This is a genomic window from Halopseudomonas oceani, from assembly GCF_963677335.1.
GTDB classification, from domain to species: Bacteria; Pseudomonadota; Gammaproteobacteria; order Pseudomonadales; family Pseudomonadaceae; genus Halopseudomonas; species Halopseudomonas oceani.
In genome coordinates this window covers 3,455,961-3,480,007 of record NZ_OY781932.1, presented here as the reverse complement: position 1 = coordinate 3,480,007, position 24,047 = coordinate 3,455,961, and the positions used below count along the sequence as shown (strand labels likewise).

24 protein-coding genes are annotated in these 24,047 nt (G+C 62.2%); 5 read left to right on the top strand and 19 right to left on the bottom strand.

What is annotated here, in order from left to right; genetic code table 11:
• Positions 1 to 183 precede the first annotated feature (183 nt).
• The gene (locus ACKPCU_RS16325) at positions 184 to 1,677 is read left to right on the top strand and encodes a SulP family inorganic anion transporter (protein ID WP_321348323.1); all 1,494 of its coding nucleotides are present in this window, start codon (positions 184 to 186) and stop codon (positions 1,675 to 1,677) included.
• A 16-nt stretch (positions 1,678 to 1,693) separates the two neighbouring features.
• Positions 1,694 to 2,551 carry a universal stress protein gene (locus tag ACKPCU_RS16320; protein ID WP_321348322.1) on the top strand — a complete coding sequence of 286 codons (858 nt, stop codon included), beginning with the start codon at positions 1,694 to 1,696 and terminating at the stop codon, positions 2,549 to 2,551.
• Here the strand turns inward: ACKPCU_RS16320 and holA are convergent, their stop codons facing one another.
• From holA to leuS, 3 genes are read right to left on the bottom strand one after another with little or no spacing between them, the layout of a single operon-like run.
• The gene (gene holA, locus ACKPCU_RS16315) at positions 2,552 to 3,580 is read right to left on the bottom strand and encodes a DNA polymerase III subunit delta (RefSeq protein WP_321348321.1); all 1,029 of its coding nucleotides are present in this window, start codon (positions 3,578 to 3,580) and stop codon (positions 2,552 to 2,554) included.
• A 7-nt stretch (positions 3,581 to 3,587) separates the two neighbouring features.
• A complete protein-coding gene (locus tag ACKPCU_RS16310; RefSeq protein WP_104737243.1) occupies positions 3,588 to 4,133 on the bottom strand; it encodes an LPS-assembly lipoprotein LptE in 546 nt (181 codons plus the stop codon).
• A gap of 20 nt (positions 4,134 to 4,153) precedes the next feature.
• Complete coding sequence (gene leuS / locus ACKPCU_RS16305; protein WP_321348318.1) at positions 4,154 to 6,760, bottom strand: leucine--tRNA ligase; 2,607 nt, start codon at positions 6,758 to 6,760, stop codon at positions 4,154 to 4,156.
• A 212-nt stretch (positions 6,761 to 6,972) separates the two neighbouring features.
• On the opposite strand from leuS, the gene ACKPCU_RS16300 reads away from it, so the two are divergent.
• Positions 6,973 to 7,212, top strand: a complete 240-nt coding sequence (locus tag ACKPCU_RS16300) for a hypothetical protein (RefSeq protein ID WP_146040289.1) — start codon at positions 6,973 to 6,975, stop codon at positions 7,210 to 7,212.
• Here ACKPCU_RS16300 and lnt read toward each other — a convergent pair.
• The 5 genes from lnt to miaB all read right to left on the bottom strand — a co-directional run bounded on the left by lnt (position 7,168) and on the right by miaB (position 12,490).
• The gene (gene lnt / locus ACKPCU_RS16295; RefSeq protein ID WP_321348317.1) at positions 7,168 to 8,688 is read right to left on the bottom strand and encodes an apolipoprotein N-acyltransferase; all 1,521 of its coding nucleotides are present in this window, start codon (positions 8,686 to 8,688) and stop codon (positions 7,168 to 7,170) included. The genes ACKPCU_RS16300 and lnt overlap by 45 nt on opposite strands.
• Before the next feature lie 23 nt (positions 8,689 to 8,711).
• A complete protein-coding gene (locus ACKPCU_RS16290) occupies positions 8,712 to 9,551 on the bottom strand; it encodes an HlyC/CorC family transporter (protein WP_104737240.1) in 840 nt (279 codons plus the stop codon).
• Positions 9,552 to 9,557: 6 nt separating this feature from the next.
• Entirely contained in the window at positions 9,558 to 10,016 is a 459-nt protein-coding gene (gene ybeY / locus ACKPCU_RS16285; RefSeq protein ID WP_104737239.1) for an rRNA maturation RNase YbeY, read from the bottom strand.
• A complete protein-coding gene (locus tag ACKPCU_RS16280; protein WP_321348312.1) occupies positions 10,006 to 11,019 on the bottom strand; it encodes a PhoH family protein in 1,014 nt (337 codons plus the stop codon). The genes ybeY and ACKPCU_RS16280 overlap by 11 nt, the downstream gene beginning before the upstream one ends.
• A gap of 145 nt (positions 11,020 to 11,164) precedes the next feature.
• Positions 11,165 to 12,490 carry a tRNA (N6-isopentenyl adenosine(37)-C2)-methylthiotransferase MiaB gene (gene miaB / locus ACKPCU_RS16275; protein ID WP_104737237.1) on the bottom strand — a complete coding sequence of 442 codons (1,326 nt, stop codon included), beginning with the start codon at positions 12,488 to 12,490 and terminating at the stop codon, positions 11,165 to 11,167.
• 143 nt (positions 12,491 to 12,633) lie between these two features.
• Between miaB and ACKPCU_RS16270 the strand changes: the two genes are divergently transcribed.
• On the top strand, positions 12,634 to 12,963 hold the full coding sequence (locus ACKPCU_RS16270) for a DUF1820 family protein (protein ID WP_104737477.1): 330 nt from the start codon (positions 12,634 to 12,636) through the stop codon (positions 12,961 to 12,963).
• A gap of 18 nt (positions 12,964 to 12,981) precedes the next feature.
• Here ACKPCU_RS16270 and ACKPCU_RS16265 read toward each other — a convergent pair whose 3' ends face one another.
• The 6 genes from ACKPCU_RS16265 to ACKPCU_RS16240 form a co-directional block, all read right to left on the bottom strand.
• On the bottom strand, positions 12,982 to 13,599 hold the full coding sequence (locus ACKPCU_RS16265; RefSeq protein ID WP_104737236.1) for a tetratricopeptide repeat protein: 618 nt from the start codon (positions 13,597 to 13,599) through the stop codon (positions 12,982 to 12,984).
• A gap of 7 nt (positions 13,600 to 13,606) precedes the next feature.
• Entirely contained in the window at positions 13,607 to 14,257 is a 651-nt protein-coding gene (locus ACKPCU_RS16260) for a hypothetical protein (protein WP_321348308.1), read from the bottom strand.
• On the bottom strand, positions 14,254 to 15,534 hold the full coding sequence (gene hemL / locus ACKPCU_RS16255) for a glutamate-1-semialdehyde 2,1-aminomutase (RefSeq protein ID WP_321348306.1): 1,281 nt from the start codon (positions 15,532 to 15,534) through the stop codon (positions 14,254 to 14,256). Before hemL ends, ACKPCU_RS16260 begins: the two co-directional genes overlap by 4 nt.
• A gap of 11 nt (positions 15,535 to 15,545) precedes the next feature.
• The gene (gene thiE / locus ACKPCU_RS16250; protein WP_321348304.1) at positions 15,546 to 16,175 is read right to left on the bottom strand and encodes a thiamine phosphate synthase; all 630 of its coding nucleotides are present in this window, start codon (positions 16,173 to 16,175) and stop codon (positions 15,546 to 15,548) included.
• Positions 16,172 to 16,972 carry a hydroxymethylpyrimidine/phosphomethylpyrimidine kinase gene (locus ACKPCU_RS16245; protein WP_104737232.1) on the bottom strand — a complete coding sequence of 267 codons (801 nt, stop codon included), beginning with the start codon at positions 16,970 to 16,972 and terminating at the stop codon, positions 16,172 to 16,174. Before ACKPCU_RS16245 ends, thiE begins: the two co-directional genes overlap by 4 nt.
• A gap of 105 nt (positions 16,973 to 17,077) precedes the next feature.
• Positions 17,078 to 18,340, bottom strand: coding sequence for a DUF1835 domain-containing protein (locus tag ACKPCU_RS16240; RefSeq protein WP_321348301.1), 1,263 nt, complete (start codon positions 18,338 to 18,340; stop codon positions 17,078 to 17,080).
• A 258-nt stretch (positions 18,341 to 18,598) separates the two neighbouring features.
• Here ACKPCU_RS16240 and ACKPCU_RS16235 point away from each other — a divergent pair, with 258 nt between their 5' ends.
• Entirely contained in the window at positions 18,599 to 19,021 is a 423-nt protein-coding gene (locus ACKPCU_RS16235; RefSeq protein WP_321348299.1) for an Mpo1 family 2-hydroxy fatty acid dioxygenase, read from the top strand.
• Positions 19,022 to 19,057: 36 nt separating this feature from the next.
• Here the strand turns inward: ACKPCU_RS16235 and ACKPCU_RS16230 are convergent, their stop codons facing one another.
• The 5 genes from ACKPCU_RS16230 to ACKPCU_RS16210 form a co-directional block, all read right to left on the bottom strand.
• Positions 19,058 to 20,527: a class I adenylate-forming enzyme family protein gene (locus ACKPCU_RS16230; RefSeq protein WP_321348297.1), complete on the bottom strand. Its 1,470-nt coding sequence runs from the start codon at positions 20,525 to 20,527 to the stop codon at positions 19,058 to 19,060.
• Between the two features lie 53 nt (positions 20,528 to 20,580).
• The gene (locus ACKPCU_RS16225; RefSeq protein ID WP_321348295.1) at positions 20,581 to 21,201 is read right to left on the bottom strand and encodes a pseudouridine synthase; all 621 of its coding nucleotides are present in this window, start codon (positions 21,199 to 21,201) and stop codon (positions 20,581 to 20,583) included.
• Positions 21,202 to 21,279: 78 nt separating this feature from the next.
• Positions 21,280 to 21,720, bottom strand: a complete 441-nt coding sequence (locus ACKPCU_RS16220) for a PaaI family thioesterase (protein WP_104737227.1) — start codon at positions 21,718 to 21,720, stop codon at positions 21,280 to 21,282.
• Positions 21,721 to 21,730: 10 nt separating this feature from the next.
• The gene (locus ACKPCU_RS16215) at positions 21,731 to 23,383 is read right to left on the bottom strand and encodes an acyl-CoA dehydrogenase family protein (RefSeq protein WP_321348292.1); all 1,653 of its coding nucleotides are present in this window, start codon (positions 23,381 to 23,383) and stop codon (positions 21,731 to 21,733) included.
• Complete coding sequence (locus tag ACKPCU_RS16210; protein WP_321348290.1) at positions 23,380 to 24,018, bottom strand: TetR/AcrR family transcriptional regulator; 639 nt, start codon at positions 24,016 to 24,018, stop codon at positions 23,380 to 23,382. Before ACKPCU_RS16210 ends, ACKPCU_RS16215 begins: the two co-directional genes overlap by 4 nt.
• Between the last annotated feature and the right edge of the window lie 29 nt (positions 24,019 to 24,047).

Below are 24,047 nucleotides of genomic sequence, written 5' to 3'. Positions count from 1 at the left end.
CCGCGTCCTGGCATTTGTGCTAGAGTTCGCGGCCTTTATCGTCCCCGTTCTCTGTCTGCGCACCTGTGCATTTCCCCGGGCTGCGTGGCTTCGTTGTTGCTGGATGTGATCAGGGGCCTGCGCCTCGCAACCTGACGACGCTACGGTGTACGTCTGCTGAACTTAAAACAGGTTTGCCTACCCATGACTTTTATCGAAACCCTGCGCCACGAATGGTTCTCCAACGTGCGCGGCGACCTGCTGTCCGGGCTGGTTGTTGCATTGGCATTGATCCCGGAGGCGATTGCGTTTTCCATTATCGCCGGCGTTGATCCCAAGGTTGGCCTGTATGCCTCTTTCTGCATCGCGGTGGTGATTGCGTTTACCGGTGGACGCCCGGGCATGATCTCGGCGGCGACCGGCGCGATGGCGCTGCTGATGGTGACGCTGGTGCGTGAGCATGGTCTGGAATACCTGCTTGCGGCCTCGCTGCTGTGCGGGGCGTTGCAGATTTGCGCTGGTTATCTGCGGCTCGGCTCGCTGATGCGCTTTGTCTCGCGCTCGGTGGTGACCGGTTTCGTCAATGCGCTGGCGATCCTGATTTTCATGGCGCAGTTGCCTGAGCTGACCGACGTGACCTGGCATGTCTACGCCATGACGGCTGCCGGTCTGGGGATTATCTACCTGTTTCCGCTGCTGCCGGGTATTGGCAAGGTGATACCGTCGCCGCTGGTGTGCATCCTGCTGCTGACTGCTGTCTCGATCTATCTGGGACTTGATATCCGCACTGTGGCAGATATGGGTGAGCTGCCGGATACCCTGCCGCTATTCCTCTGGCCGGACGTGCCACTCAACCTCGACACGCTGATGATCATTCTGCCGTACTCTGCCGCGATGGCGGTGGTCGGGCTGCTTGAGTCGATGATGACTGCCACGATTGTCGACGATCTGACCGATACCAGCAGCGACAAGAACCGTGAGTGCAAGGGCCAGGGTGTAGCGAATATCGCATCGGGCCTGCTTGGCGGCATGGCGGGCTGCGCGATGATTGGTCAGTCGGTGATCAACGTGAAGTCCGGCGGCCGTACTCGCCTGTCGTGCTTCGTGGCCGGCAGTGTGCTGCTGGTACTGGTCGTGTTTGCCAGTGACTGGGTCGGGCAGATTCCGATGGCAGCGCTGGTGGCGGTGATGATCATGGTCTCGATCGGCACCTTCAGTTGGGATTCGATCCGCAACCTGCGTCATCACCCGCTTTCGACCAATCTGGTTATGCTCGCCACTGTATCGGTGGTGGTTGCGACCCATAATCTGGCCTATGGCGTGTTTGTCGGCGTGCTGCTGGCGGCAATGTTTTTCGCCAACAAGATTGGTCATTACCTGCATATCGGCAGTGTGTTGAGCGCCGATGGTGATGAGCGTCGCTACGAGGTGGTGGGCCAGGTATTTTTCAGCTCTGCGGACAAATTTGCCGCGGGCTTTGATTTCAAGGAAGCGCTTGATAGGGTGGTGATTGACCTGAGTCGCGCCCACTTCTGGGATATCACCGCCGTGGGGGCGCTCGATAAGGTAGTGATCAAGTTCCGTCGCGAAGGTACCGCAGTCGAGGTGATCGGGCTCAACGAGGCCAGCGCCACCATCGTTGACCGCTTCGGGGTACATGATAAGCCGGATGCGGTTGATCACCTCGGTGGCCACTGATCAGCGGGAGAGCTGAATGAGCGAAGCAAGGGTATTGGCATGTATTGACGGTTCCGCTGCCAGTGAGGCGGTGTGCGACTACGCGGCCTGGGCCAGCCTTCGGCTGAAGGCACCGCTGGCGTTGTTGCACGTGCTGGAACCTGCTCCCTCGACGATACCGACTGACCTGTCTGGCAGTATCGGGCTGGGCAGTCGCGAGCATTTGCTGGGTGAGCTGGCCGAGCTGGATGAACGGCGTGCGCGGCTGCTGCGCGAGCAGGGCAAGCTGATGCTCGACGCTGCTGCGGCGCGGGTGCGTGCGGACGGAGTTGCAGAGCCAACGCTGCGTCAGCGTCACGGTGGGCTGGTCGATACCCTGCAGGAACTTGAAGAAGAGGTGCGCCTGCTGGTCATGGGCCGTCAAGGAGAGGCTGGCGGCAGCGCGGCCAGCCAGGTTGGCAGTCAGTTGGAAAGCGTCATTCGTACCATGCATCGTCCGGTGCTGATTACTACGGGTGAGTATCGGGCGCCGCAGCGGGTGCTGATTGCCTTCGATAACAGCCCCAGCGTGCGCAAGGGGCTGGATCTGTTGATGCAGAGCCCGCTGCTGGCTGGCGCGTCAATCCATCTGCTGCTGGTCGGCGCCGATACCGCCGATGCGCGGCAGGCGATCGAAGCCGCTCGCAAGCGCCTGGAGGAAGAGGGCTTTGCTGCCAGTGCAGAGATTCGCGCAGGTGAGGTCGAAGAGGTGCTGCTGTTGTGCCGGCGCGAGCGTGAGATGGACCTGATCGTGATGGGTGCTTACGGTCATTCGCGCATTCGCCAGTTTCTGGTTGGTAGCACAACCACGTCCATGCTGCGGTGCACCGACTGTCCGCTGTTGCTGCTGCGCTGACTACAGCGGCAGGCGCGCGCCGGAGGCCTCAACCAGAATGCGCGCCAGACCATCCCACGGCGAGCCGGGCGCTTGCCCCTTGATCTGCTCGTCTACTGTCTGAGCGTCGTTCAGCCAGCGCTCCCAAGCGGCCGCCGGATGGCGCTGCAGAGCGTTGCGCAACAGCGGTTTGCGTTTGTCCCAAACCGGCGGACGCTGGCTGGAAAACACCTTGTCGAGCGGTATTCCGCGACTTTGCTGCTGAGCCATGTCGGCCAGCGCCCGCAGTTCGCGGCTTACTGCCCAGAGTACAACGGGGGCTTCCACCCCCTCACCACGCAGGCCGTTGAGCATGCGCAGGGCATGTTCCGGCTGGCCCTGCAGCATCGCGTCACTCAGGTGGAACACGTCAAAGCGGGCGCTGTCGGCGACGACCTGCTGCACGGTATCGAGCGTCAGTTGGCCTTCCGGACAGTACAGTTTGAGCTTCTCGATTTCCTGCGCGGCCGCCAACAGGTTGCCCTCCACGCGAGCGCTCAGCAGGTCAATCGCTTCAGCGCTGGCCTGCAGGCCAGCGGCAAGCAGGCGTTCGCGAATCCAGTTGGGTAGCTGTGCTGGCTCAATCGGCCAGATTTGCACAAAACGGCTGTCGGCGTGCTCGATCAGGCTTTTTGCCCATTTGCTGCGCTGGGTAGCCCCATCGAGTTTGGGCAGGCTGATCAGCAGGGTCGTGTCTTCTGCCGGTTGCTCAAGGTAGGCCAGCAGCGCCTTTGCGCCGGTGTCACCCGGTTTGCCCGACGGAATGCGCAGTTCGAGCAAGCGCTTCTGGGCGAACAGGGAAAGGCTGTGGCTGGCCTCGTAGAGTTGAGACCAGTCGAAACTGCGGTCAACATCAAAGACCTGACGCTCCTCACTGCCGGCAGCGCGGCAGGCTCGGCGAATCAGATCGCAGGCCTCACCGCAGAGGAGTGGGTCGTCGCCACTGACGATGTAAACGGCGGCCAGCTCATCCTTGAGCTGCTTGCCCAGCTGGGGGGCGTTGAGTTTCATTGCCGGCTCAGTTGCCCTGCTGGTCGAGGCGCGACTCGCGGCTGGACAGTTCGCCTTCAGTGATACTGGACAGACGGAACAGCAACTGGCGGGTCAGGTCCTGGCGCATCTCGTGACGCAGCAGTTCTTCTTCCTCGGTCGTGCCGATGATGTTGTCCTTGTCATTGACGTAGAGACGGCGGGTAGCCAGCGTCTCGGGGCCAATCAGTGCACGGCCACGACGGTCAGCGATCTGGAACATCAGGGTGCTGGTCAGCTCGTACTCTGCGGGAGTCGAGCTACTGGTGTAGCTGACGGCCCGGCGGCCCTGGTCTTCCTTCAGCAGTTGCAGTTGGTAGGCTGCGGTCGGCGTAACCTTCACCCCGTCCACCTCCAGTGCCTCAAGTACCTGCTGATAGGTGCGGCCATAGCGGTTATGGGCCGTTACGTCCAGCTGATTCAGCTCGACGCTGTCGACACCGGTACCGCGCAGGTGAAACCCGCAGCCAGAGGCGAGCAGGGTGGCGCCGAGGACGGCGCAGCTGAGCAGCAGGCGGGGTGTGGTCAATGACATCTTGGCTCTCCGTTGCAAAATCAGTTGGCGACAATGTTGACCAGCTTGCCGGGCACGACGATGACCTTGCGGATCGTCAGACCTTCGGTAAAGCGCAGCACATTCTCGTTTTCCCGCGCGGTGGCTTCAATCAGCTCGCGGCTGGCGTCAGCGGCGACTTCGATGTGGCCGCGCAACTTGCCGTTAACCTGGATAACCAGCTGCAGGTTGTCCTGTACCAACGCGCTCTCGTCGACGCTCGGCCAGCTCGCATCGATGATTGCGTCGCTGTGACCCAGTGCCTGCCAGAGGCTGTGGCAGATGTGTGGGGCAATGGGCGCGAGCAGCAGAGCGACGGTCTCGAGACCTTCCTGCAACAGCGCGCGGTCCTGCCCGGCGTCCTGCGGTGCCTTTTCCAGCACGTTCATCAGGGTCATGACCGCCGCGATGGCGGTATTGAACTTGTGGTGCTGGCCAATATCCTGGCTGGCCTGCTTGATGGCCAGGTGGATGGCGCGGCGCACGGCTTTCTGCTCGTCGCTCAGGCTGCCGAGGTCGGCTTTTCCTGCCGGGCCCTTGGCGTGATGCTGTTGGCTCAGGCGCCAGACGCGGCGCAGGAAGCGCTGCGCGCCTTCAACACCGGAGTCGGACCATTCCAGGCTCATATCCGGCGGTGAGGCAAACATCATGAACAAACGGCAGGTGTCGGCACCGTACTGGTCGATCATCGCCTGCGGATCAACGCCGTTGTTCTTCGACTTGGACATCTTCTCGGTACCGCCGATCTCGACCGGCTGGCCGTCGCTGCGCAGGGTGGCGGCAACAACCTTGCCCTTACCGTCGCGCTCGATATCCACGTCGGCCGGGTTGAACCAGGTCTTGCTGCCGTTGGCTTCGAGACGGTAATAGGTGTCGGCCAGTACCATGCCCTGGGTCAGCAGGTTCTTGAACGGCTCGTTGCTGCTGACCAGTCCTTCGTCGCGCATCAGCTTGTGGAAGAAGCGGGCGTAGAGCAGGTGCAGAATGGCGTGTTCGATCCCGCCGATGTACTGGTCCACCGGCAGCCAGTGATTGGCTGCAGCCGGGTCGACCATGCCCTTGTCGTATTGCGGGCTGGCGTAACGGGCGTAGTACCAGGAGCTTTCGACGAAGGTGTCCATGGTGTCGGTTTCGCGCTTGGCGGCGGCACCACACTTCGGACAGATGCATTCGTAGAACTCGGGCATTTTCGCCAGCGGGCTACCGGCGCCATCGGGGATCACGTCTTCGGGCAATACCACCGGCAGCTGATCATCCGGTACCGGCACGTCACCGCAGCTGTCGCAGTGAATGATCGGGATCGGGCAGCCCCAGTAACGCTGACGGCTGATACCCCAGTCGCGCAGGCGGAACTGGGTGCGTGGCTCGCCCAGGCCTTTCTGCTTGAGCACTTCGCCAATCGCGGTGAAGGCGCTGTCGTAGTCCAGGCCGTCGAATTCTTCGGAGTTGATCAGCTCGCCCTTCTCGCCGTAGGCGTCTTGCCACGGCTCGGGTGTTTCATCGCCGACTGAGGTGCGGATGACCGGTTTGATCGGCAGTCTGTATTTGTTGGCGAAGGCAAAGTCGCGCTCGTCGTGCGCCGGTACGGCCATAACGGCGCCTTCGCCATACCCCATGAGCACGTAATTGGCGACCCACACCGGCAGCTTCTCGCCGGTCAGCGGGTGCAAGACGTACAGCGGGGTCGGCAGGCCTTTCTTTTCCTGGGTAGCGATGTCGGCCTCGGCCACACCGCCACGCTTGCATTCGTCGATGAAGGCTTGCAGTTCCGGGTTGTTCTGCGCGGCCTGGGTGGCCAGCGGGTGCTCGGCGGCGACGGCAACGTAGGTCGCACCCATCAGGGTGTCCGGACGGGTGGTAAAGACCTTCAGGGTGCCGTCGTGACCGATGCTGGCGGTGTCGTACGGGAACTGGACTTCCATGCCGACAGACTTGCCGATCCAGTTGCGCTGCATGGTCTTGACCTGTTCGGGCCAACCGGTCAGCTCATCGAGTGAGCTCAGCAGCTCCTCGGCGTAGTTGGTGATCGCGAAGTAGTACATCGGGATTTCGCGCTTCTCGATGACCGCGCCACTGCGCCAGCCTTTGCCATCGATCACCTGTTCGTTGGCCAGTACGGTCTGATCGACCGGGTCCCAGTTCACCGTACCGTTCTTGCGGTAGATGATGCCTTTTTCGAACAGGCGCGTGAACAGCCACTGCTCCCAGCGATAATAGTCGGGTTTGCAGGTGGCGATCTCGCGCGTCCAGTCGATGGCCAGGCCCAGGCTCTTGAGCTGGGTGCGCATGTAATCGATGTTGGAGTAGGTCCAGGCGGCCGGAGCGACCTTGTTGTTCATTGCCGCGTTCTCTGCCGGCATGCCGAAGGCGTCCCAACCCATGGGTTGCAGCACGTTCTTGCCTTGCATGCGCTGGTAGCGGGCGACCACGTCACCGATGGTGTAGTTGCGCACATGCCCCATGTGTAGCTTGCCGCTCGGATACGGAAACATCGACAGGCAGTAGTAAGTCTCCTGATCAGGGGTTTCGGTAACCTGGAATGCGTTGGCATTGTCCCAATCGGTCTGGGCAGCGGCTTCGATCTCACTCGGTGAATACTGTTCTTGCATGGCGTGGGGTCTGGTGACTCGTGGTGACGTGAAAAAGTAATGGGGCAGGATACACCACCCGGCGCTCATCAGGTAGTCACATGCCATTCGTCGCCAGCCTGGCAGCAGCGGACTGGGTGGGTCTATTCTCTAGCTGAGGAGACGGGCCATCCCGGGCCGTCGCAGAGCCGTTGCGGGAGGTTGCAAAGATGTGCGCTGGATTGCCTTCAGTGGTGGCACGACAGCCCCAGGATAGCGCCTATGGCCAGCTTCTCAGGCGGCTCGATCAGGCACTGGATATGGCGCACACCCGGCAGTGGTTGAACAATTCCCCTGAGTCGCCACGCGATCTTGAATTACGCGGACTTAGTCCCGAGGAAATGGCGCTGCTGCTGCAAATTCTGGTCGCGATCTCGCTGCGTACGCCGCTACCGGGCCTGGCGCCGCCGCCACGCAAGCGGCAACAGCACTAATAGCGCGAGCACCACCAATGGCCAGCTGCGCCACTGCAGATAGGGTGTCTGGCCGCTCATCGGCTGCACCTCACCAATCAGCACTTCCTGCTGAAATTGCGGAATCCGCTGGCGGATGGTACCGCGCGGATCAATCAACGCGGTGACACCGTTGTTGGTTGCGCGGATCATCCAGCGCTGGCTTTCCATAGCGCGCATCTGCGCCATCTGCAGGTGCTGCAGTGGGCCGATTGATGAGCCGAACCAGCTGTCGTTGCTGATGGTGATCAGCAAATCGCTTTGGGCGGCCAGTTTGGCAGCAAAGTCCGGGTAGACCGCTTCGTAGCAGATCAGTGGCGCCAGCTTGTAGCCGGCTGCCTGCAGTGGCGGCTGGTCGGCGGGGCCGCGGCTGAAGCTGGACATCGGCAGGTTAAAGAAGTCGATCAGGCCGCGCAGCAGGTCTTCCAGTGGCACGTACTCACCAAAGGGCACCAGTTTCTGCTTGAGGTACTCGCTGCGTGGCTCGCTGCCACCGACCATGATGCCGTTATAGATGCGCATGCCGTTTTCGTCGTGGGTATCGACCGGGATGCCGGTGATTAGGGTGCGGCCTTCCTGGGCCAGATTGGCGGCGATGCCCTCGACGAAGTACAGCGATTGGCTCTGCAATACCGGCACTGCGGTTTCCGGCCAGACCACCAGATCGGTCGGTGGTTGGGCGTAGGTCAGGTCGCGGTACAGCTCCAGTGTGTGGGTGATGTAGGCCGGGTCCCACTTGTCGGATTGGGCGATGTTGGCCTGCACCAGATTGACGCTCAGGCGCTTGCCGACGGGCTGGGTCCAGTCGACGTACTGCAGCAGCAACCCCCCACCCCAAAACAGGCCGATCAGGGCAGCAACGGCAACGGCTTGCAGCGGGCGCCGAAACAGCTGCCATTCGCTGAGCAGGCAGGCGACCAGAACCGACATCACGCCCAGCAGCCAGACACCGCCGACGGGTGCCCAGCCGGCTAGCCAGCTGTGGCTGTGGGCGTAACCGTGATACAGCCAGGGGAAACCGGTCAGAAACCAGCTGCGGAACATCTCTTGGGCAAACCACAGCAGAGCAAAGCTCAGACTGCTCAGCCACGCCCCTTGTGGGCGCAGAAAGCGCACCCAAAGCCAGGCCATCAGGGCAAAGAAGCAGGACAGCCCTAGCTCTAGGCCGCCGGTCAGGAAGGCAGCCAGCGGCGGTGACGCATTGCCGTGCACGTGGATGCTGATGTAAATCCAGGACACCCCCGAAGCGAACAGCCCCAGCCCCCAAGCGCCACCGCGCAACGCGGCCTGCTTTGGCGTGACTTCCTTGAGCCCCTGATACAGGAGGGCAACCGAGAGCATACCCAGCGGCCACAGGTTGTAGGGGGCGAAGGACAAGGTGCTGAGCGCGCCGGCGAGCAGCGCGATCAGGTGGCCGACAAAACCGGGGCCGCGCAGGCGGCTCAGCAGGGCATGCATGGGATGTCCTTAGCGCGGAAGGCTCAGCGGTTGACCAGGGTGACGCGCAGCAGGTGAACCCGGCGGCTGTCGGCGTTCAGGACGCGAACTCGGAAGCCATCCAGCTCAACCACTTCGTTGCGCTTGGGCAAATGGCCAAAGGCGTTCATCACCAGGCCGCCGACGGTGTCGAATTCCTCGTCCGAGAAGTCGGTCTCGAAGTGTTCGTTGAACTCTTCGATCGGGGTCAGGCCCTTGACCAGATAGTCGCCACTGGGCAGCGGTTTGATCTGGCTGTCTTCGTCAACGTCGTGCTCGTCTTCGATATCGCCGACGATCTGCTCCAGCACGTCTTCAATGGTCACCAGACCGGAAACGCCGCCGTATTCGTCAATCACCACCGCCATGTGGTTGCGGGTGGCGCGGAATTCCTTGAGCAGGACGTTGAGGCGCTTGGATTCCGGAACGAAGGTTGGTGAGCGGACGATGTCCTTGATGTTGAAACGATCAGTATTGTCTTCCAGTAGCAGCGGCAGCAGATCCTTGGCCAGCAGGATGCCGATAACGTCATCGATGCTTTCGCCGATGACCGGGAAGCGCGAGTGCGCTGCTTCAATCACCGCCGGCAGGAACTCGCGGGGGCTCTGGTTTGCCTTGATGGTAGTCATCTGCGAGCGCGGCACCATAATGTCGCGGACTTGCATGTCCGAGACCTGGAGCGCACCTTCGATGATCGACAGGGCCTCGATATCCAGGACCTCGTTACTGTGCGCTTCGCGTAGCAGTTCGAGCAGCTCCTGGCGGTTCTTGGGTTCATGGACAAAAGCCTGGACCAGCTTATCCAGCCACGACTTATGTCCGTTGGTCGATCGATCTTCGCTCATTGATCCTTACTCATCATCTTCAAGATAGGGGTCGGCTATGCCGAGTTCTGCCAGCAATTCCCGTTCCAGGGCTTCCATCTCTTCTGCATCGGCGTCTTCGATGTGATCGTAGCCGAGCAGGTGCAGGCAGCCGTGGATGACCATGTGCGCCCAGTGGGCGAACAGGGGTTTGCCCTGCTCGTCGGCTTCACGGGCGACTACGGGGACGCAGATCACCAGGTCGCCAAGCAACGGCAGGTCAAGTTCGGGGGGCAGGTCGGCAGGGAAGGACAGCACATTGGTGGCGTAGTCCTTGCCGCGATAGGTGCTGTTCAGCTGGCGGCCCTCATCGGCATCCACCAGGCGGATAGTCAGTTCACGGTCGGTGCCGGTACCCAGTGCCAGCCCGACCCAGCGTATGAAGCTGTCGTCGTCAGGCTGATCCGGAGCGCTGGAAGCGCGCTGGATGTCGAGCTCAATGCTCATTTCGGCGCTCCTGGCGAGCGGCTTCCTGCAGCGCGTCGAAGCGGTCGTAGGCTTCAACGATGCGTTGCACCAGCGGATGGCGTACCACGTCCTTGGACTGGAAGTGGGTGAAGCCGATGCCATTGACGTCCTTGAGTACTTCGGCAACATGGGCCAGGCCCGAACGGGTGCCGCGTGGTAGGTCGACCTGGGTAATGTCACCGGTGATCACGGCAGTCGAGCCGAAGCCGATACGGGTCAGGAACATCTTCATCTGCTCAACCGTGGTGTTCTGCGATTCGTCGAGAATGATGAAGCTGTTGTTCAGCGTGCGGCCGCGCATGTAGGCCAGTGGCGCGATCTCGATAACCTGGCGTTCGATCAGCTTGATCACCTGCTCAAAGCCCAGCATCTCGTACAACGCGTCATACAGCGGGCGCAGATAGGGGTCGATCTTTTGTGCCAGATCGCCCGGCAGAAAACCGAGTTTCTCACCGGCCTCAACCGCCGGGCGCACCAGCAGAATACGGCTGATCTGCTCGCGCTCCAGCGCGTCGACGGCACAGGCCACCGCCAGATAGGTCTTGCCGGTACCGGCCGGGCCGATACCAAAATTGATGTCGTGCTCCTGAATCGAGCGCAGGTACTTCTGTTGATTCGGTCCGCGTGGCTGAATGCTCATCTTGCGGGTGCGCAGGATGACCGGCTTGTGTTCATCACCCTTGCTCAGGCTTTCACTCAGGCTCTCGAGCCCTGATTCCTGCAGATACAGGTGTACGGTATCCGGACTCAGGTCGTCGGTATCGCGGGTTTCGCGGTACAGCTGGCGCAGGACGGCTTCTGCCGAGCGGGTCAGGGAGTCGTCGCCAATCAGCTCAAAGTGGTTGCCGCGGTTGCGGACTTCGATGCCGAGGCGTTGTTCGATCAGGCGGAGATTTTCATCGAACTGGCCGCAAAGACTGGCAAAGCGGCGGGGATCGACAGGTTCGATGCTGAAGCGATGAATATGCTGGGGCGCGTTCAAAATAGTCCGTTGGTCGCCATATGGCACTGGGAAGCGCACAGGATAGCGCGCAAATATCCCGCTGCAAAGACCCGCCCATCCGTGCTGATCATTGAGATGTCAGCACGGCGGTGACGGACTTGCAGCGAGGGCGGGGCACACCGGTTCAGTGTGCCGTGTCGCTGATCAGAGTGCCGCGCAGTGAGTGTGGCAGCGCCTCTTCGATGTGGACGTCGACGAACTGGCCGATCAGGCCAGGATTGTCGCAGCGAAAATTGACTACCCGGTTATGCTCGGTGCGGCCCTGCAGCATGCCCGGGTCCTTCTTCGAGAAGTCGCTGACCAGGATGCGCTGGGTGCTGCCGACCATGCGACGGCTGTTCTCAAAGCCCTGTTGGTTCAGGCGGGCCTGGAGAATCTGCAGGCGCTGCTTCTTGGTCTCCATCGGTGTGTCGTCGTTCAGGTCGGCCGCCGGAGTGCCCGGGCGTGCGCTGTAGATGAACGAGTAGGAGAAGTCGAAGCCGACATCCTCGACCAGTTTCATGGTCTGTTCGAAATCACGGTCGGTTTCACCCGGGAAGCCGATAATGAAGTCCGAGCTGAGGATAATATCCGGTACGGCCGCTTTCAGCTTGCGGATGCGCGACTTGTATTCCAGTGCGGTGTGGTTGCGCTTCATCGCCGCCAGTACGCGGTCGGAACCCGATTGCACCGGCAGGTGCAGGTATTTCACCAGCTTCGGAATTTCGGCGTGGGCCTGGATGATGGCATCGGAAAATTCCAGCGGGTGGCTGGTGGTGTAGCGAATGCGCTCGATACCGTCGATTGCCGCGACGGCGTGCAGCAGGTCGGCAAAGTCGGTGCCGTCAAAACGGTAGCCATTGACGTTCTGACCCAGCAGGGTGACTTCCTTGACGCCGTTCTCGGCCAGGTGAACGATCTCGCTCAGGACGTCGGCCAGCGGGCGACTGACTTCCTCGCCGCGGGTGTAGGGCACCACGCAGAAGCTGCAGTACTTGCTGCAACCTTCCATGATCGAGACAAAGGCGGTTGGACCATCCACCCGCGGCTCGGGCAGGGCGTCGAACTTCTCGATCTCCGGGAAGCTGACATCCACCTGCGGCTGCTGGGTAGTGCGCGCTGCGTTGATCATTTCGGGCAGGCGGTGCAGGGTTTGTGGGCCAAATACGACGTCAACGTAGGAAGCACGGTCGCGGATCGCGGTGCCTTCCTGGCTGGCCACGCAGCCGCCAACGCCGATGATCAGCTCCGGGTTCTTCTCCTTTAGCGGGCGCCAGCGGCCCAGCTCGGAAAAGACTTTCTCCTGAGCCTTCTCGCGGATGGAGCAGGTGTTGAGCAGGATGACATCCGCCTCATCGGGGTTGTCGGTCAGCTCCATTGCCTGATGTTCGCCGAGTAGGTCTGCCATACGCGAGCTGTCATACTCGTTCATCTGGCAACCGTGGGTCTGAATAAAGAGTTTCTTGGCCATGGGAATGTGCTGGGGGCTAGCTGGGAAAAGGGGCGATTATACACACATCTGCTTCTGCCGCCCCCTGTGCTATGATGCGCGCCCGCCGAGCGGCTGATGCCGCGGTGTCCTTTCACGTTTTTCAAGGTGTTGATCAACCCGTCATGAGCAAAGAAAAGCAACCGGTTTTCCGGGTCATCTTCCAGAACCAGGGACAGGTGTTCGAGCTTTACGCCCAGCAGATATTTCAGAGTGAACTGTGGGGGTTCATGGAAATCGAAGAGCTGATTTTCGGCGAGCGCTCACAGATGCTGGTTGATCCAGCCGAAGAGAAACTGAAAAATCAGTTTGACGGGGTCAAGCGCAGCTTCATTCCCGTGCACTCAATCATTCGTATTGATGAGGTTGAGCGCGTCGGTACACCGAAGATCACTGACGCTCAGGGCGGTAGCAACATCATGCACTTCCCGATGCCGCCGCGTAACGACAGCTGATCAAGTGCGCAGGCAGGATTACTCCTGCTCCTCCAGTTGCTCCGTCTCGTTACTCAGGTCGTTGTTGGTGCGCGGGACGACGGGTGTTTCCTGCTCCAGCGTGCCGCTGAGCTGTTCTTCTCGAATCTGCGCCAGGTAGTCCCGAAACAGCATGCCCAGCACGTGATTGGCGACCTGGATTTCCTGGGCGTTCATTTCCTGGCTGACCATGTCAGCAGCGTCGATTGCCGCGTCGTTGCCGTTCACGGCAGCCATCTTCAGGATGATGTAGGCCTGCGGCAGGTTGCGCGGGATACCCTGGCCGCTGAAGTGCATCATGCCCAGCAGGTACTGCGCTCTGGGCTCACCCTGAATCGAGGCTTTCTCCAGCCACTGCAGCGAGGTGGCAAAGTCCCGCTCGACGCGTTCGCCGCGGTAGTACAGCTGGCCCAGTTCGAACTGGGCTAGCGTATCTCCGCGCTCGGCAGCTTGCCGGCAGGCTTCCAGTGCCATCGGCAGGCTCTCGTCGTCCACCCGCTCGAATGCGCAGCGGTCGCTGGCACTGATCAGTAACGGATTGTCTGACTCGGCCAGCACCGGGGCCGTTGGCAGCATGAGCAGGCCGGAGAAAGCAACGAGCTTGAGCAGGCGACGCATGGTGGGTTCAAGACCTCGGCAAATGGTCGGCAGAAACGGGTTGTGCTCTATTGTGCGCCTGTTCGCTCAACAGTCCAACCGTCAACGCCGCCCCGAGTAGCGCCGGAAACAGCCAGAGCAGGGTCTGGCCCGGCGCGAACAGGTCGGTCAGCGGCGCGGTGCCCGGTTTCAGCAGGGGCGCCAGGGTACCAAGAGCGCATAGCAGCGCGGCGGGTAGCGCCCGGCGGTCCTGCCTGAAGACCAGCAGGCAGCCTATGAGCATGAGCAGCACCGCAGCGCTGTTGATGGCCCATTGGTAGCCGAACAGCTGGTCCATCCGGCGCAACAGTTCAAAGGCGGCCATCAGACCAAGCAGAATGCGGCCCCACATTGCCGGTTGCCATTGCAGGCCGCGGCCGAGGAAGAAGGCCGCCAGCCCCAACAGCGGCAGGCTGATGTTCTGCGCCGCCAGGCCGAGGATGCGCTGGGTGTGTTCCAGTTCCTGGGCCAGCGCGCCCAGACTCAACAGCAGGCTGGCCGCCGCGGCCAGGCCTAGACCCAGCAGCGCGGCGGTGATGGCGCCGCCAGCCGGCGTGGCCAGAGGTGTGCGCTGTCGCCACAGCCACAGGCTGGCGGCGATCAGCGTCAGGGTCAGCACGCCGTAGGCGAGTTGGCTCATAGCGCGGCGAAGGCCTTTTCGGCAGCGTCCAGGGTCAGCTGCAGTTCGGCATCGCCGTGGGCAATGGAAGTGAAGCCGGCCTCAAAGGCGCTGGGTGCCAGATAGACGCCGCCATCGAGCATCAGATGGAAGAATCGCTTGAAGCGTTCCACGTCGCTGGCCATAACGTCCTCAAAGGTGACGATGTCGTCGGCGCCGGAGAAGTACAGGCCGAACATCGCACCTGCCTGAGTGGTCACGAAGGGCACTCCAGCGGCATCGGCGCGTTCCTGCAGGCCGGCCAGCATGCGGCTGGTATAGGTGCTCAGCTCGTCATGGAAACCCGGGCGGTTGATCAGGCGCAGGGTGGTCAGGCCGGCTGCCATCGCCAGCGGGTTACCGGACAAGGTGCCAGCCTGATAGACCGGACCGAGCGGGGCGATGCATTCCATCACGGCGCGCTTGCCGCCAAAGCAGCCGACCGGCATGCCGCCGCCGATGATTTTGCCGAAGGTTGTCAGATCCGGCGTGACACCGTAGTGCGCCTGCGCGCCACCAAGGGCCACGCGGAAACCGGTCATCACCTCGTCGAAAATCAGCACCACGCCGTGCTCGTCACAGGCCTCGCGCAGGCCCTGCAGGAAGCCGGGCGCCGGCGGCACGCAGTTCATGTTGCCAGCGACCGGCTCGACGATGATGCAGGCAACCTGCTCGCCGACGTCTGCCAGGGTGCTGCGCACCGCTTCGATGTCGTTGAAGGGCAGGGTCAGGGTGTGTTTGGCGAAGTCGGCTGGCACGCCGGCGGAGCTGGGTACGCCCTGGGTCAGCAGGCCGGAGCCGGCTTTGACCAGCAGGCTGTCGGAGTGACCGTGGTAGCAGCCCTCGAACTTGATGATGCTGTCGCGGCCGGTGTAGCCACGGGCCAGGCGGATGGCGCTCATGGTCGCCTCGGTGCCGGAGCTGACCATGCGCACCATATCCATCGACGGCACCAGCGAGCAGACCAGCTCGGCCATCTCGGTCTCCAGCGCAGTCGGCGCACCGTAGGACAGGCCGTGCTGCAGCTGGATGCGCACTGCGTCGAGCACGTCCGGGTGGCTGTGACCGAGGATCATCGGACCCCAGGAGCCGACGTAGTCGACATAGCGCTTGTCGTCTTCATCAATGACGTAGGCGCCCTCGGCGTGCTTGAAGAACAGCGGTGTGCCACCGACGCTCTTGAAAGCGCGGACCGGTGAATTGACGCCGCCCGGGATGTGTTTCTGGGCGCTGGCAAACAGGGATTCGGAACGGGACATGGTCAAGTCTCTCAGGATGCGTGAATGAGTTGGCTGAACTGACGGGCGCGGTGCTGTACCGTCTCAGCGTCGGGGGCGCCGAACAGACCGTTGATCACGGCCAGATAGTCGGCGCCGGCGTCGAGCAGGGTCGACGCATTATCCAGGGTGATGCCGCCGATGGCGATAACGGGTACCGAAAATTGCTGCCGAGCTGCCCGTAGCAATTCGGGTGTTGCTGCGGGCGCGCCCGGCTTGGTCACCGAATTAAAGAAGCGGCCGAAGGCGATATAGCTGGCACCGTCTTCCAGGGCGCGTTCGGCCAGCTGCAGGCTGGCGTGGCAGGTGCCGCCGATCAGTGCGTCAGGGCCCAGCTGCTGGCGCGCTTCGCGCAACGAGCCGTCGTCCTGGCCCAGATGCAGACCGACGCCGAGCTGGTCGGCCAGCGCCAGATCATCGTTGATCAGCAACTGGCAATCATGCGCGCAGCACAGTTCGGCAAGCTGGCTCGCTTCGGCCAGGCGCTTGCCGGCATCGCCAGACTTGTCGCGGTACTGCAGCCAGCGCGCGCCGCCGAGCAGCGCGGCTTCGACGTAGGGCAGCAGCTTGCCGTCTGCCAGCAGGGCGCTGTCAGTAATGGCGTAAAGGCCGCGCTCGCTCACGAGCAGAAGTCCAGCGGCAGGCGGCGCGGCACGTACTGGCCATGGCCGGGCTGCTCGGCGTCACGCAGGGTGCGCCAGGTGTAGTCGAGGGACGAGCGCACCGCGCTGACTAGGCCTTCGCCGAGGGCCAGGCGCCCGGCCAGCGTGCTCGCCAGAGTGCATCCGGAGCCGTGATAGCTGCCGGGTAGGCGTGGACAGGTGAAGTCATGCTTGCTGCCATCGGCGCAGTAGAGGCGGTTGTGGATTTCGGCCTCGTCGCCGTGACCGCCGGTGATCAGCAGGTGGCGAATGTAGGGCAGCAGCTTGGCCGCACATTCATCGGCACTGCCGTCCGGCAGTTCGGCGAGAATGCGCGCTTCCGGCAGGTTCGGTGTGGCGATGGTGGCGACCGGGAACAGGCGCTCGCGAATGGCGAAGCCAACATCGTCCTTGCCCAGCGAGCCGCCGCCACCGGCGCGCAGCACCGGGTCGCAAACCAGCGGCGCATCGGGCAGTCGCAGCATCAGCTCCAGCACCGTATCGACCATCTCTACCGAACCGAGCATGCCCAACTTGACCGCCGAAACCGGCATGTCGCTAATGACCTTGTTGGCCTGTGCCATGACCCATTCGCGGTCGAGGACCCGGAAGTCACTAACGTCGACGGTGTCCTGCACGGTCAGGGCGGTTACCGTGGGGGCGGCGTGGCAGCCCTGCGCGATCAGCGCTTCAATGTCTGCCTGCAGGCCAGCGCCACCGCTCGGATCGTGGCCGGAAAGGCATAGAACGACGGGCTTGAACGGGTTGGGTTGGGTCATGGCAAGGTGTTCCGCATGCTGACGGGTGGTTAGCCAGCACTGAGGTTGAATCAGTGCTGGCATGACAGCGCGCTAGCATACCATTTTGCCCGCCCAACGGGGCGTTCAGGCGCTGCGCAGATGCAGTCTCTGTTGTGCCGAATCGTAACGCCAGTGTGGCCGCCCCGGCTGCAACTCGACGCCGCCGACCCAGTAGCCGGTAGCGCGGCTGGCGAAGCCATCGGTTTTGCCGCGCAACACAGCCTGACCCTGCGAGCTCAGCTCAATGATGCGCTGGGGCCAGTCCGCCGCGCTGTCGTCGATGCGCAGCAGCGGCGTCGGGCCGGTCAGCAACGGCTGCAGCAGCCACCAGTACATCAGGTCGCCGAGATAGGGCAGTGGCTCGTCACGCCTCATCAATGTGGCAAAGACCTTGCCTGCAGGCAGGGCACCCTCGCGCTGGAGAATCTGCAGGATCAGGCGCTCGGTCAGCCCGAGTCCGTCATGCAGTCCCGGTAGTTGCTGCAGATGCCGGTGCAGGGCTTTGCCAAGCATCGGCAGGGCGGGCGTGCCGGTTTGAATCAGGGCCAGCAGGGCGCTCGGATCATCTGCTGTCAGCGCGTGCCAGGCGTCGCTGCCGAGCTGGAGCAGTTCGGGTTGTATCGGTTTGCGCTGCGGCCAAAGCCAGCTCAGCACCTCCGGTGCGAGTTGGCCAATGCCGATAAAGCGCTCCACCCCCGGCACCTGATCGACGGCAATCAGCTGCAGCTCGGCAGCAGGCTGCAACTCGCGCAGGCGATGCAGCAGGTAAGCGAGAATCAGTTGGTCGTAGCTGTCGTGCTCGAACCACAGCACGATGCGTTGATACTGATCGAGCTTGAGTAGTGTGCCGTAACCCTGTTGCTGGCGGCCCAGCGCGTCGGCGGGCTCCAGATTGAATGCGTCAGCAAGAAAGGCCGCGCGCTCGCGCAGCAGGGTTTGCGGGTCGCTGTCGCTCAGCGGGCCGATGCAGAATGGGTCGGAAAATTCGAGAAAGTCACCGTGCAAGCCTGCGGTGCGCAAGCTGTGCTGAATATCGCTACCGCAGCGGATGTGCAGGGTCTTGCGGTCCAGGTCGCCCTCGCGTTGCAGTCGCTGATTGGCCAGGCTGATGCTCTCGATGTGTTGCTTGAGCCTGGGCCAACTGGCAAAGCCGCATTCACGGGCAATGACCCATTGGGCGTCGGCTAGCCGCAGCGTCGCGCTGCGTGGCGGTATCCACTGGCTGAGGCGGGTCAGGGCAGCCTGTTCGCCCGCGTTGACGGCCTTGAGCAATTCCTTGGCACGCTTGCGTTGTTGTTCAAGATTGAGGCGGCCGTTGCTGATGGGCCGGGTGTTGCTACTGGACATACGATCCCCTTATCGGGCCTGTGTCCGCCTGGCAGGCTGGGTGTCGTATGGGTGACTCAAAATGAGGTACAGCGGGCGCAGCCCTTTCCGCGAACGGGGACGCTTTGCAGCGTGCGAGGGAGCATCGCTTGCTGCGCGAACATTGTCAATAACGGCGGTTTTGGCTCGTCAGGCCACTGGTGCTTGATGGTCGTTCAGTAAATAGTTCGACTACTGAGCTACGCTCATGGTTAAAAGACGAACAAGAACAGGTGTTGTATGAAAGCCATCGATCAGTGGTTTGATGAATATGGTGAAAGCCACCGTAACCCCTTCAACAAGTTGACACACTGGATCTGTGTGCCGCTGATTACCTTCAGCGTGCTCGGTTTGCTCTGGGCAATTCATCCTTGGGTCGCAATGGTTGCGGTCGCCGCGGCGCTGGTCTTTTACCTGCTGTTGTCGTGGCAAATCGGCTTGGCAATGCTGGTGGTCAGTCTGCTGATGCTACTGGGGCTGAGCTTGATGTCGAATGTGTTCTGGTGGTCGCTGGGGATCTTTGTGCTGGCCTGGATCGGTCAGTTCATCGGCCATCACGTCGAAGGTAAGAAGCCGTCCTTCTTCAAAGACCTGCAGTTTCTGCTGATTGGTCCTGCCTGGCTGCTGGGCTTTCTATTCAGGTTGGCGGGCGTACGGTATTAATCAGAAAAGGCGCCGGAAGGCGCCTTTTTATTGCCGCTACGACAGCTGGTGTTTCATTACCTTGCCATTGGCGTTACGCGGTAGCACGGTCGTCTCGGCGTACAGACGCGGCCGCTTGTAGTCCGCTAGCAGTGGTTCAAGAAAGGCAGACAATTGCGCATGCAGGTCGGCAACTGACTCGCGCAGCACCACCACCGCTTTCACGGTTTCGCCCCACTGCGGGTGCGGTACGCCGAACACGGCGACTTCGACGATGTTCGGGTGACCTTCCAACGCGACTTCAATCTCCCGCGGGTAGACATTCACACCGCCGGAAATAATCAGTTCCTTGGCGCGGCCCAGCACCCAGTAATAGCCATCGGCGTCGCGACGGGCGAGGTCGCCCGAGTCCAGCCAGCCGTCGCTGTGCAGGCACTCGGCGGTGGCTTCGGGTTTGTTCCAGTAGCCAAGCATCATGCCTTCGGTGCGGATCTGGATCTGGCCGGTACCTTCACCTTCCACTTCCTTGCCGTGCTCATCGATCATGCGCAGCTCGGTGTGCAGCGCACCGCGGCGGCCGATCGAGCCGGCTTTGCCAGGGTGCTCGTCCGGCATCATGATGGTGCCGCTGGGGCCTGCTTCGGTCAGGCCGTAGACGCAGTACAGGCGGTCAGTGCGCATGCGTTCGGCAATCAGCCCGACCTGCTCGCTGGACAGCGGACCGCCGCCGTAGACCCAAGCCTGCATCGAGCTTATGTCACGGGCGGTGATGTCCGGCTGTTGGGCGGTCATCAGGAAGGCAATGGGTGCGCCAAAGAAGTGGGTAGTGCGCTCCTGCTCAACCGTGTCCAGCAGCAGCTTGGGGTGAAATTCCGGCAATACCACGTGGGCTGCGCCAACATAGGTGCCGCCCAGTAAAAAGACGTTGAGTGGCGCCGAGTGGGTCAGCGGCATCATGTGCAACAGGCGGCTGTGCGGGCGCATGTCCATTTCTACTGCCGAGGCGGTGGCCACGGTCAGCAGGGCATGGTGGTGGAACAACACGCCTTTGGGCTTGCCCGTGGTGCCGGAAGTGTACAGCAGAGTGCAGGGCTGATCGGAGGGGATCTCGGCGACGTCCCAGCGGCTCTGCATGTCCAGAACCTGGGCGCCCGGCTGATCCAGACGCAGGCAGGGAGCCAAGGTGCTGGCACGGTCGGCGTGGTCGCCCTGGGCGAGTACCAAGCGTGCGTTGCAGTCACCGAGAATGTACTCCAGTTCTGCGGTTGTCAGGCGGGCATTGACCGGTACGACAATCGCGCCAAGATTGATAACGGCAAAGTAGCTCAGCACCCAGCCATAGCTGTTGGGCATGTAGAGGGCAACGCGGTCGCCGCTGCCAATCTGGTACTGCTCATGCAGATGGGCTGCCAGACGCAGGCTCTGGTCGTGCAGCTCGGCCCAGCTGAGACGGCAGTCTGCGGTGATCAGCGCCTCGCCCGCGGGAAACTTGCGGGCGTTGACCGCTAGCAGCTTGGGAATGTTCATCGGGTAGCCATCCTGTTGTTGTCGTTGAGTGATGGGATCTTACGGTGTTGGTCTCAGCTGGAGCTTGGCAGTTCGCGCCACTCTCCCGGTTGCAGGTCGTCCAGAGCCCAGTCGCCGATGCGTACGCGTACCAGCCGCAGGGTTGGCAGGCCGACTGCGGCCGTCATACGGCGGACCTGCCGGTTGCGGCCTTCGCGGATGGTGATGGCCAGCCAACTGGTTGGAATACTCTTGCGAAACCGCACCGGCGGGTTGCGCGGCCAAAGCGTCGGCTCATCGATCTGTTCGACCTCGGCCGGACGCGTGGGCCCGTCGTTCAGCTCCGGCCCTGCGCGCAGCTGCGCCAGTTGTTGCTCGCTCGGTTCGCCTTCGACCTGCACCCAGTAGGTCTTGGCCAACTTGTGCTTCGGATCGGTGATGCGCGCTTGCAGGCGACCGTCGTTGGTCAGCAGCAGCAGGCCCTCGCTGTCGCGGTCCAGTCGCCCGGCCGGGTAGACCCCGGGGATGTCGACATAGTCGCGCAATGTCGCCCGCCCATCCCCGTCGGTGAATTGGGTTAGTACATCGAAGGGCTTGTTCAGTGCGACCAGGCGCGGCTCCGCGGGCGGCGGCGCAGGTTTGCGACGAAAGCGCTGCGGCGGGCTTGATTGAGCTGAGCGGGGGCGTTGCTTCATGCGATTCCCTGATTAGATCGGCGGCGGTTGGCGGCAACTATTGTCCCTCTGTCTGGCTGCGACTGCCAGCGACAGACCCTAGGCCAGTCCTGCGGCCGAGACCACGGCGATGGTCACGGTGGCTTTGCTGAATAGCCGTTTCTTGCCGTCCTGCAGCGCAAATACTTCAGCCTCCACCACGCTGATCTGCTTGCCCGGCTTGAGTACTTCGGCGCGGCACAAAAGGGTGTCGCACAGCGCTGGGCGCAGCAGGTTGAGCTTGAACTCGACCGTCAGCGGGGCAAAGCCTTCCGGCACCAGGGTTGCAGCGGCCGCCCCGGCGCTATGGTCGGCGATGGTGCCTTGAACGCCTGCGTGCACGAAGCCGTTCTGCTGGCCGTGGCGATGCAGGATAGTGAGTTGGGTTTCTACCCAACCCGGCCCGCAGGCGACCAGTTGTACGCCAAGGTCGCCGAGAAAGGGGGCGCGGTCAAAGCCGTTGCGAACCAGCTCTTCGATCTGTTGCTGTGTTTTGTTCATGCGCGCGCCCTCACAGATTGGCTGGTGTTGAGCGGGCGACTAGCGCCTCAACATTGAGACCACGTGGCAGCGTGCCGTAGGCCTGGCCGTGCTCGCCCAGACGGCTGGCGATAAAGGCGTCTGATACGGTGCTATTGCCGGCCTCGAGCAACAGTTTGGCCTGCAGCGCAATGGCGACATCTTCGGTCAGTTGGCGGGCGCGGTATTGAATGTCGTCGGTGTCGGCAAACTGCTGCTTGATGCGCTCGATACGCTGCTTGAGTGCGGTGGAATCGTGGCCGTCACCCAGTTCGGTAAACAGGGCATCGAGTACCCCGGGCTCCTTGGAGAGTGCACGCAGTACGTCCAGGCACTGTACATTGCCTGAGCCTTCCCAGATCGAGTTGACCGGCGCTTCACGGTACAGTCGCGGCAGGATGGTTTCCTCGACGTAACCAGCGCCGCCAAGGCATTCCTGCGCCTCATTGATCATTCCCGGCGCGCGCTTGCAGATCCAGTATTTGCCGATAGCGGTGACCAGCCGGGCGAACTTGTCCTCCTGCGCATCGTGGGCGTTGTCCAGAGCCTTGCCCATGCGCATAGTCAAGGCCAGCGCGGCTTCGCTTTCCAGCGCCAGATCGGCCAGCACGTTTTGCATCAGCGGCTGTTCGCTCAGCACCCGGGTGCCAACGCTGCGGTGCGCGCAGTGATGCGTCGCCTGGGTCAGCGCCTGGCGCATCAGCGAGCTGGAGCCGATCATGCAGTCAAAGCGGGTTAGCGAGACCATCTCGATGATGGTCGGAACGCCGCGACCTTCCGGGCCAATCATCCAGGCCAATGCGCCACGGTATTCGACTTCACTGGAGGCGTTGGCCCAGTTGCCGAGTTTGTTTTTCAGGCGTTGAACGTAGAACTCATTGCGGCTGCCGTCCGGGCGGTGACGCGGCAGCAGGAAGCAGCTGAGGCCCTTGTCGGTGTAGGCCAAGGTGAGGAAGGCGTCGCACATCGGTGCCGAACAGAACCACTTGTGGCCGACCAGTTCGTAGGCTTGCCCCGGACCGCCGACACCGACCGGATAGGCGCGGGTGGTGTTGGCGCGCACGTCGGTACCGCCCTGTTTTTCGGTCATTGCCATGCCTATGGTGGCACCGGTCTTCTGCGCGATGGGCAGGTTGCGCGGGTCGTACTGGCCGGAGAGGATCTTCGGCAGCCAGGTTTCGGCAATATCCGGCTGCAGGCGCAACGCCGGCACGCAGGCAAAGGTCATGGTCATTGGGCAACTGGTGCCAGCTTCAGCCTGGTTGTGCAGGTACATGGTCGCGGCGCGGGCGACCTGAGCGCCGGGACGTGGGTCACTCCACGGCGCACTGGTGATTCCGGCCTGAATGCCGGCGCTCATCAGCTCGTGATAGGCTGGGTGGAAGTCAACCATGTCGACGCGGTGCCCATAGCGGTCGTGGCTTTTGAAAACCGGCTTGTTTTCGTTGGCGAGAAAGCCGGCTTCCATCAGCGTGCCGCCAGCCAACTGACCGTAAGCACTGAGCTGCTCGTCAGCCCAGCCACCGTGGTAGCGGCGCACCCACTCCTGCAAAGGCAGGTCGCTGCGGTACAGGTTCAGGCCGTCCAGCGGTGGTACCTGATTGGTGACCTCGTGGGTTTCGGCGTATTGGTGCAGCTGATTCATGGGACCTCCTTGGCGTTGATGGCGCGCAGACAGAAACGAACAATGGCGAGGGTGACGGCTTCCAGTGATTCACTGGGCAGGCCGCTCTCACGATCTGCACGGGCCTGCGGCGAGAGTGGGCCGACCAGCGATTCGGCTACGGCGCCAACCACGCAGGCGGATGTCAGTGGGATGTTTTCGACCTGGAAGCTGCCGTCGGCGATGCCGTCGGCGATCAATTCGCCGTAGAGCGAGGCGTAGGCCTGACGGTAGTACAGGCGCTGGGTTTCGACCTCTTCCTCTGCCGGTTCGGCGATCAGTGCGTAGGCCAGCTGGCGGCTATGCCATGCGCGTGCAGCAAATTGGGTCAGGCCGTTGCGCAGGCGATCAGCCGCGCGGCCCTTGGCTTGAAACTGCTGTTTGAGGGTGTCGAGTTCCAGCCGGGTTGCCTTGATGAAAACGTCGGCAGCCAGTTCACCCTTGCCGGAGAAGTGCCGATACAGGCTGCCAGTAGCTACCCCGGCGCTGCGCGCCAGGGCGCTCATGGTCAGCGAGCTGAAGCCGCCTTCTGCGACCTGTTGTACGGCGCAGTCGAGGATATGTTCGCGCAACGCCTGATCGCGCTCGATACGGCTGGCGGTGGTGCGGTAGGCCATACTCTGAACCCTTGTTCACTTCTTTGTTG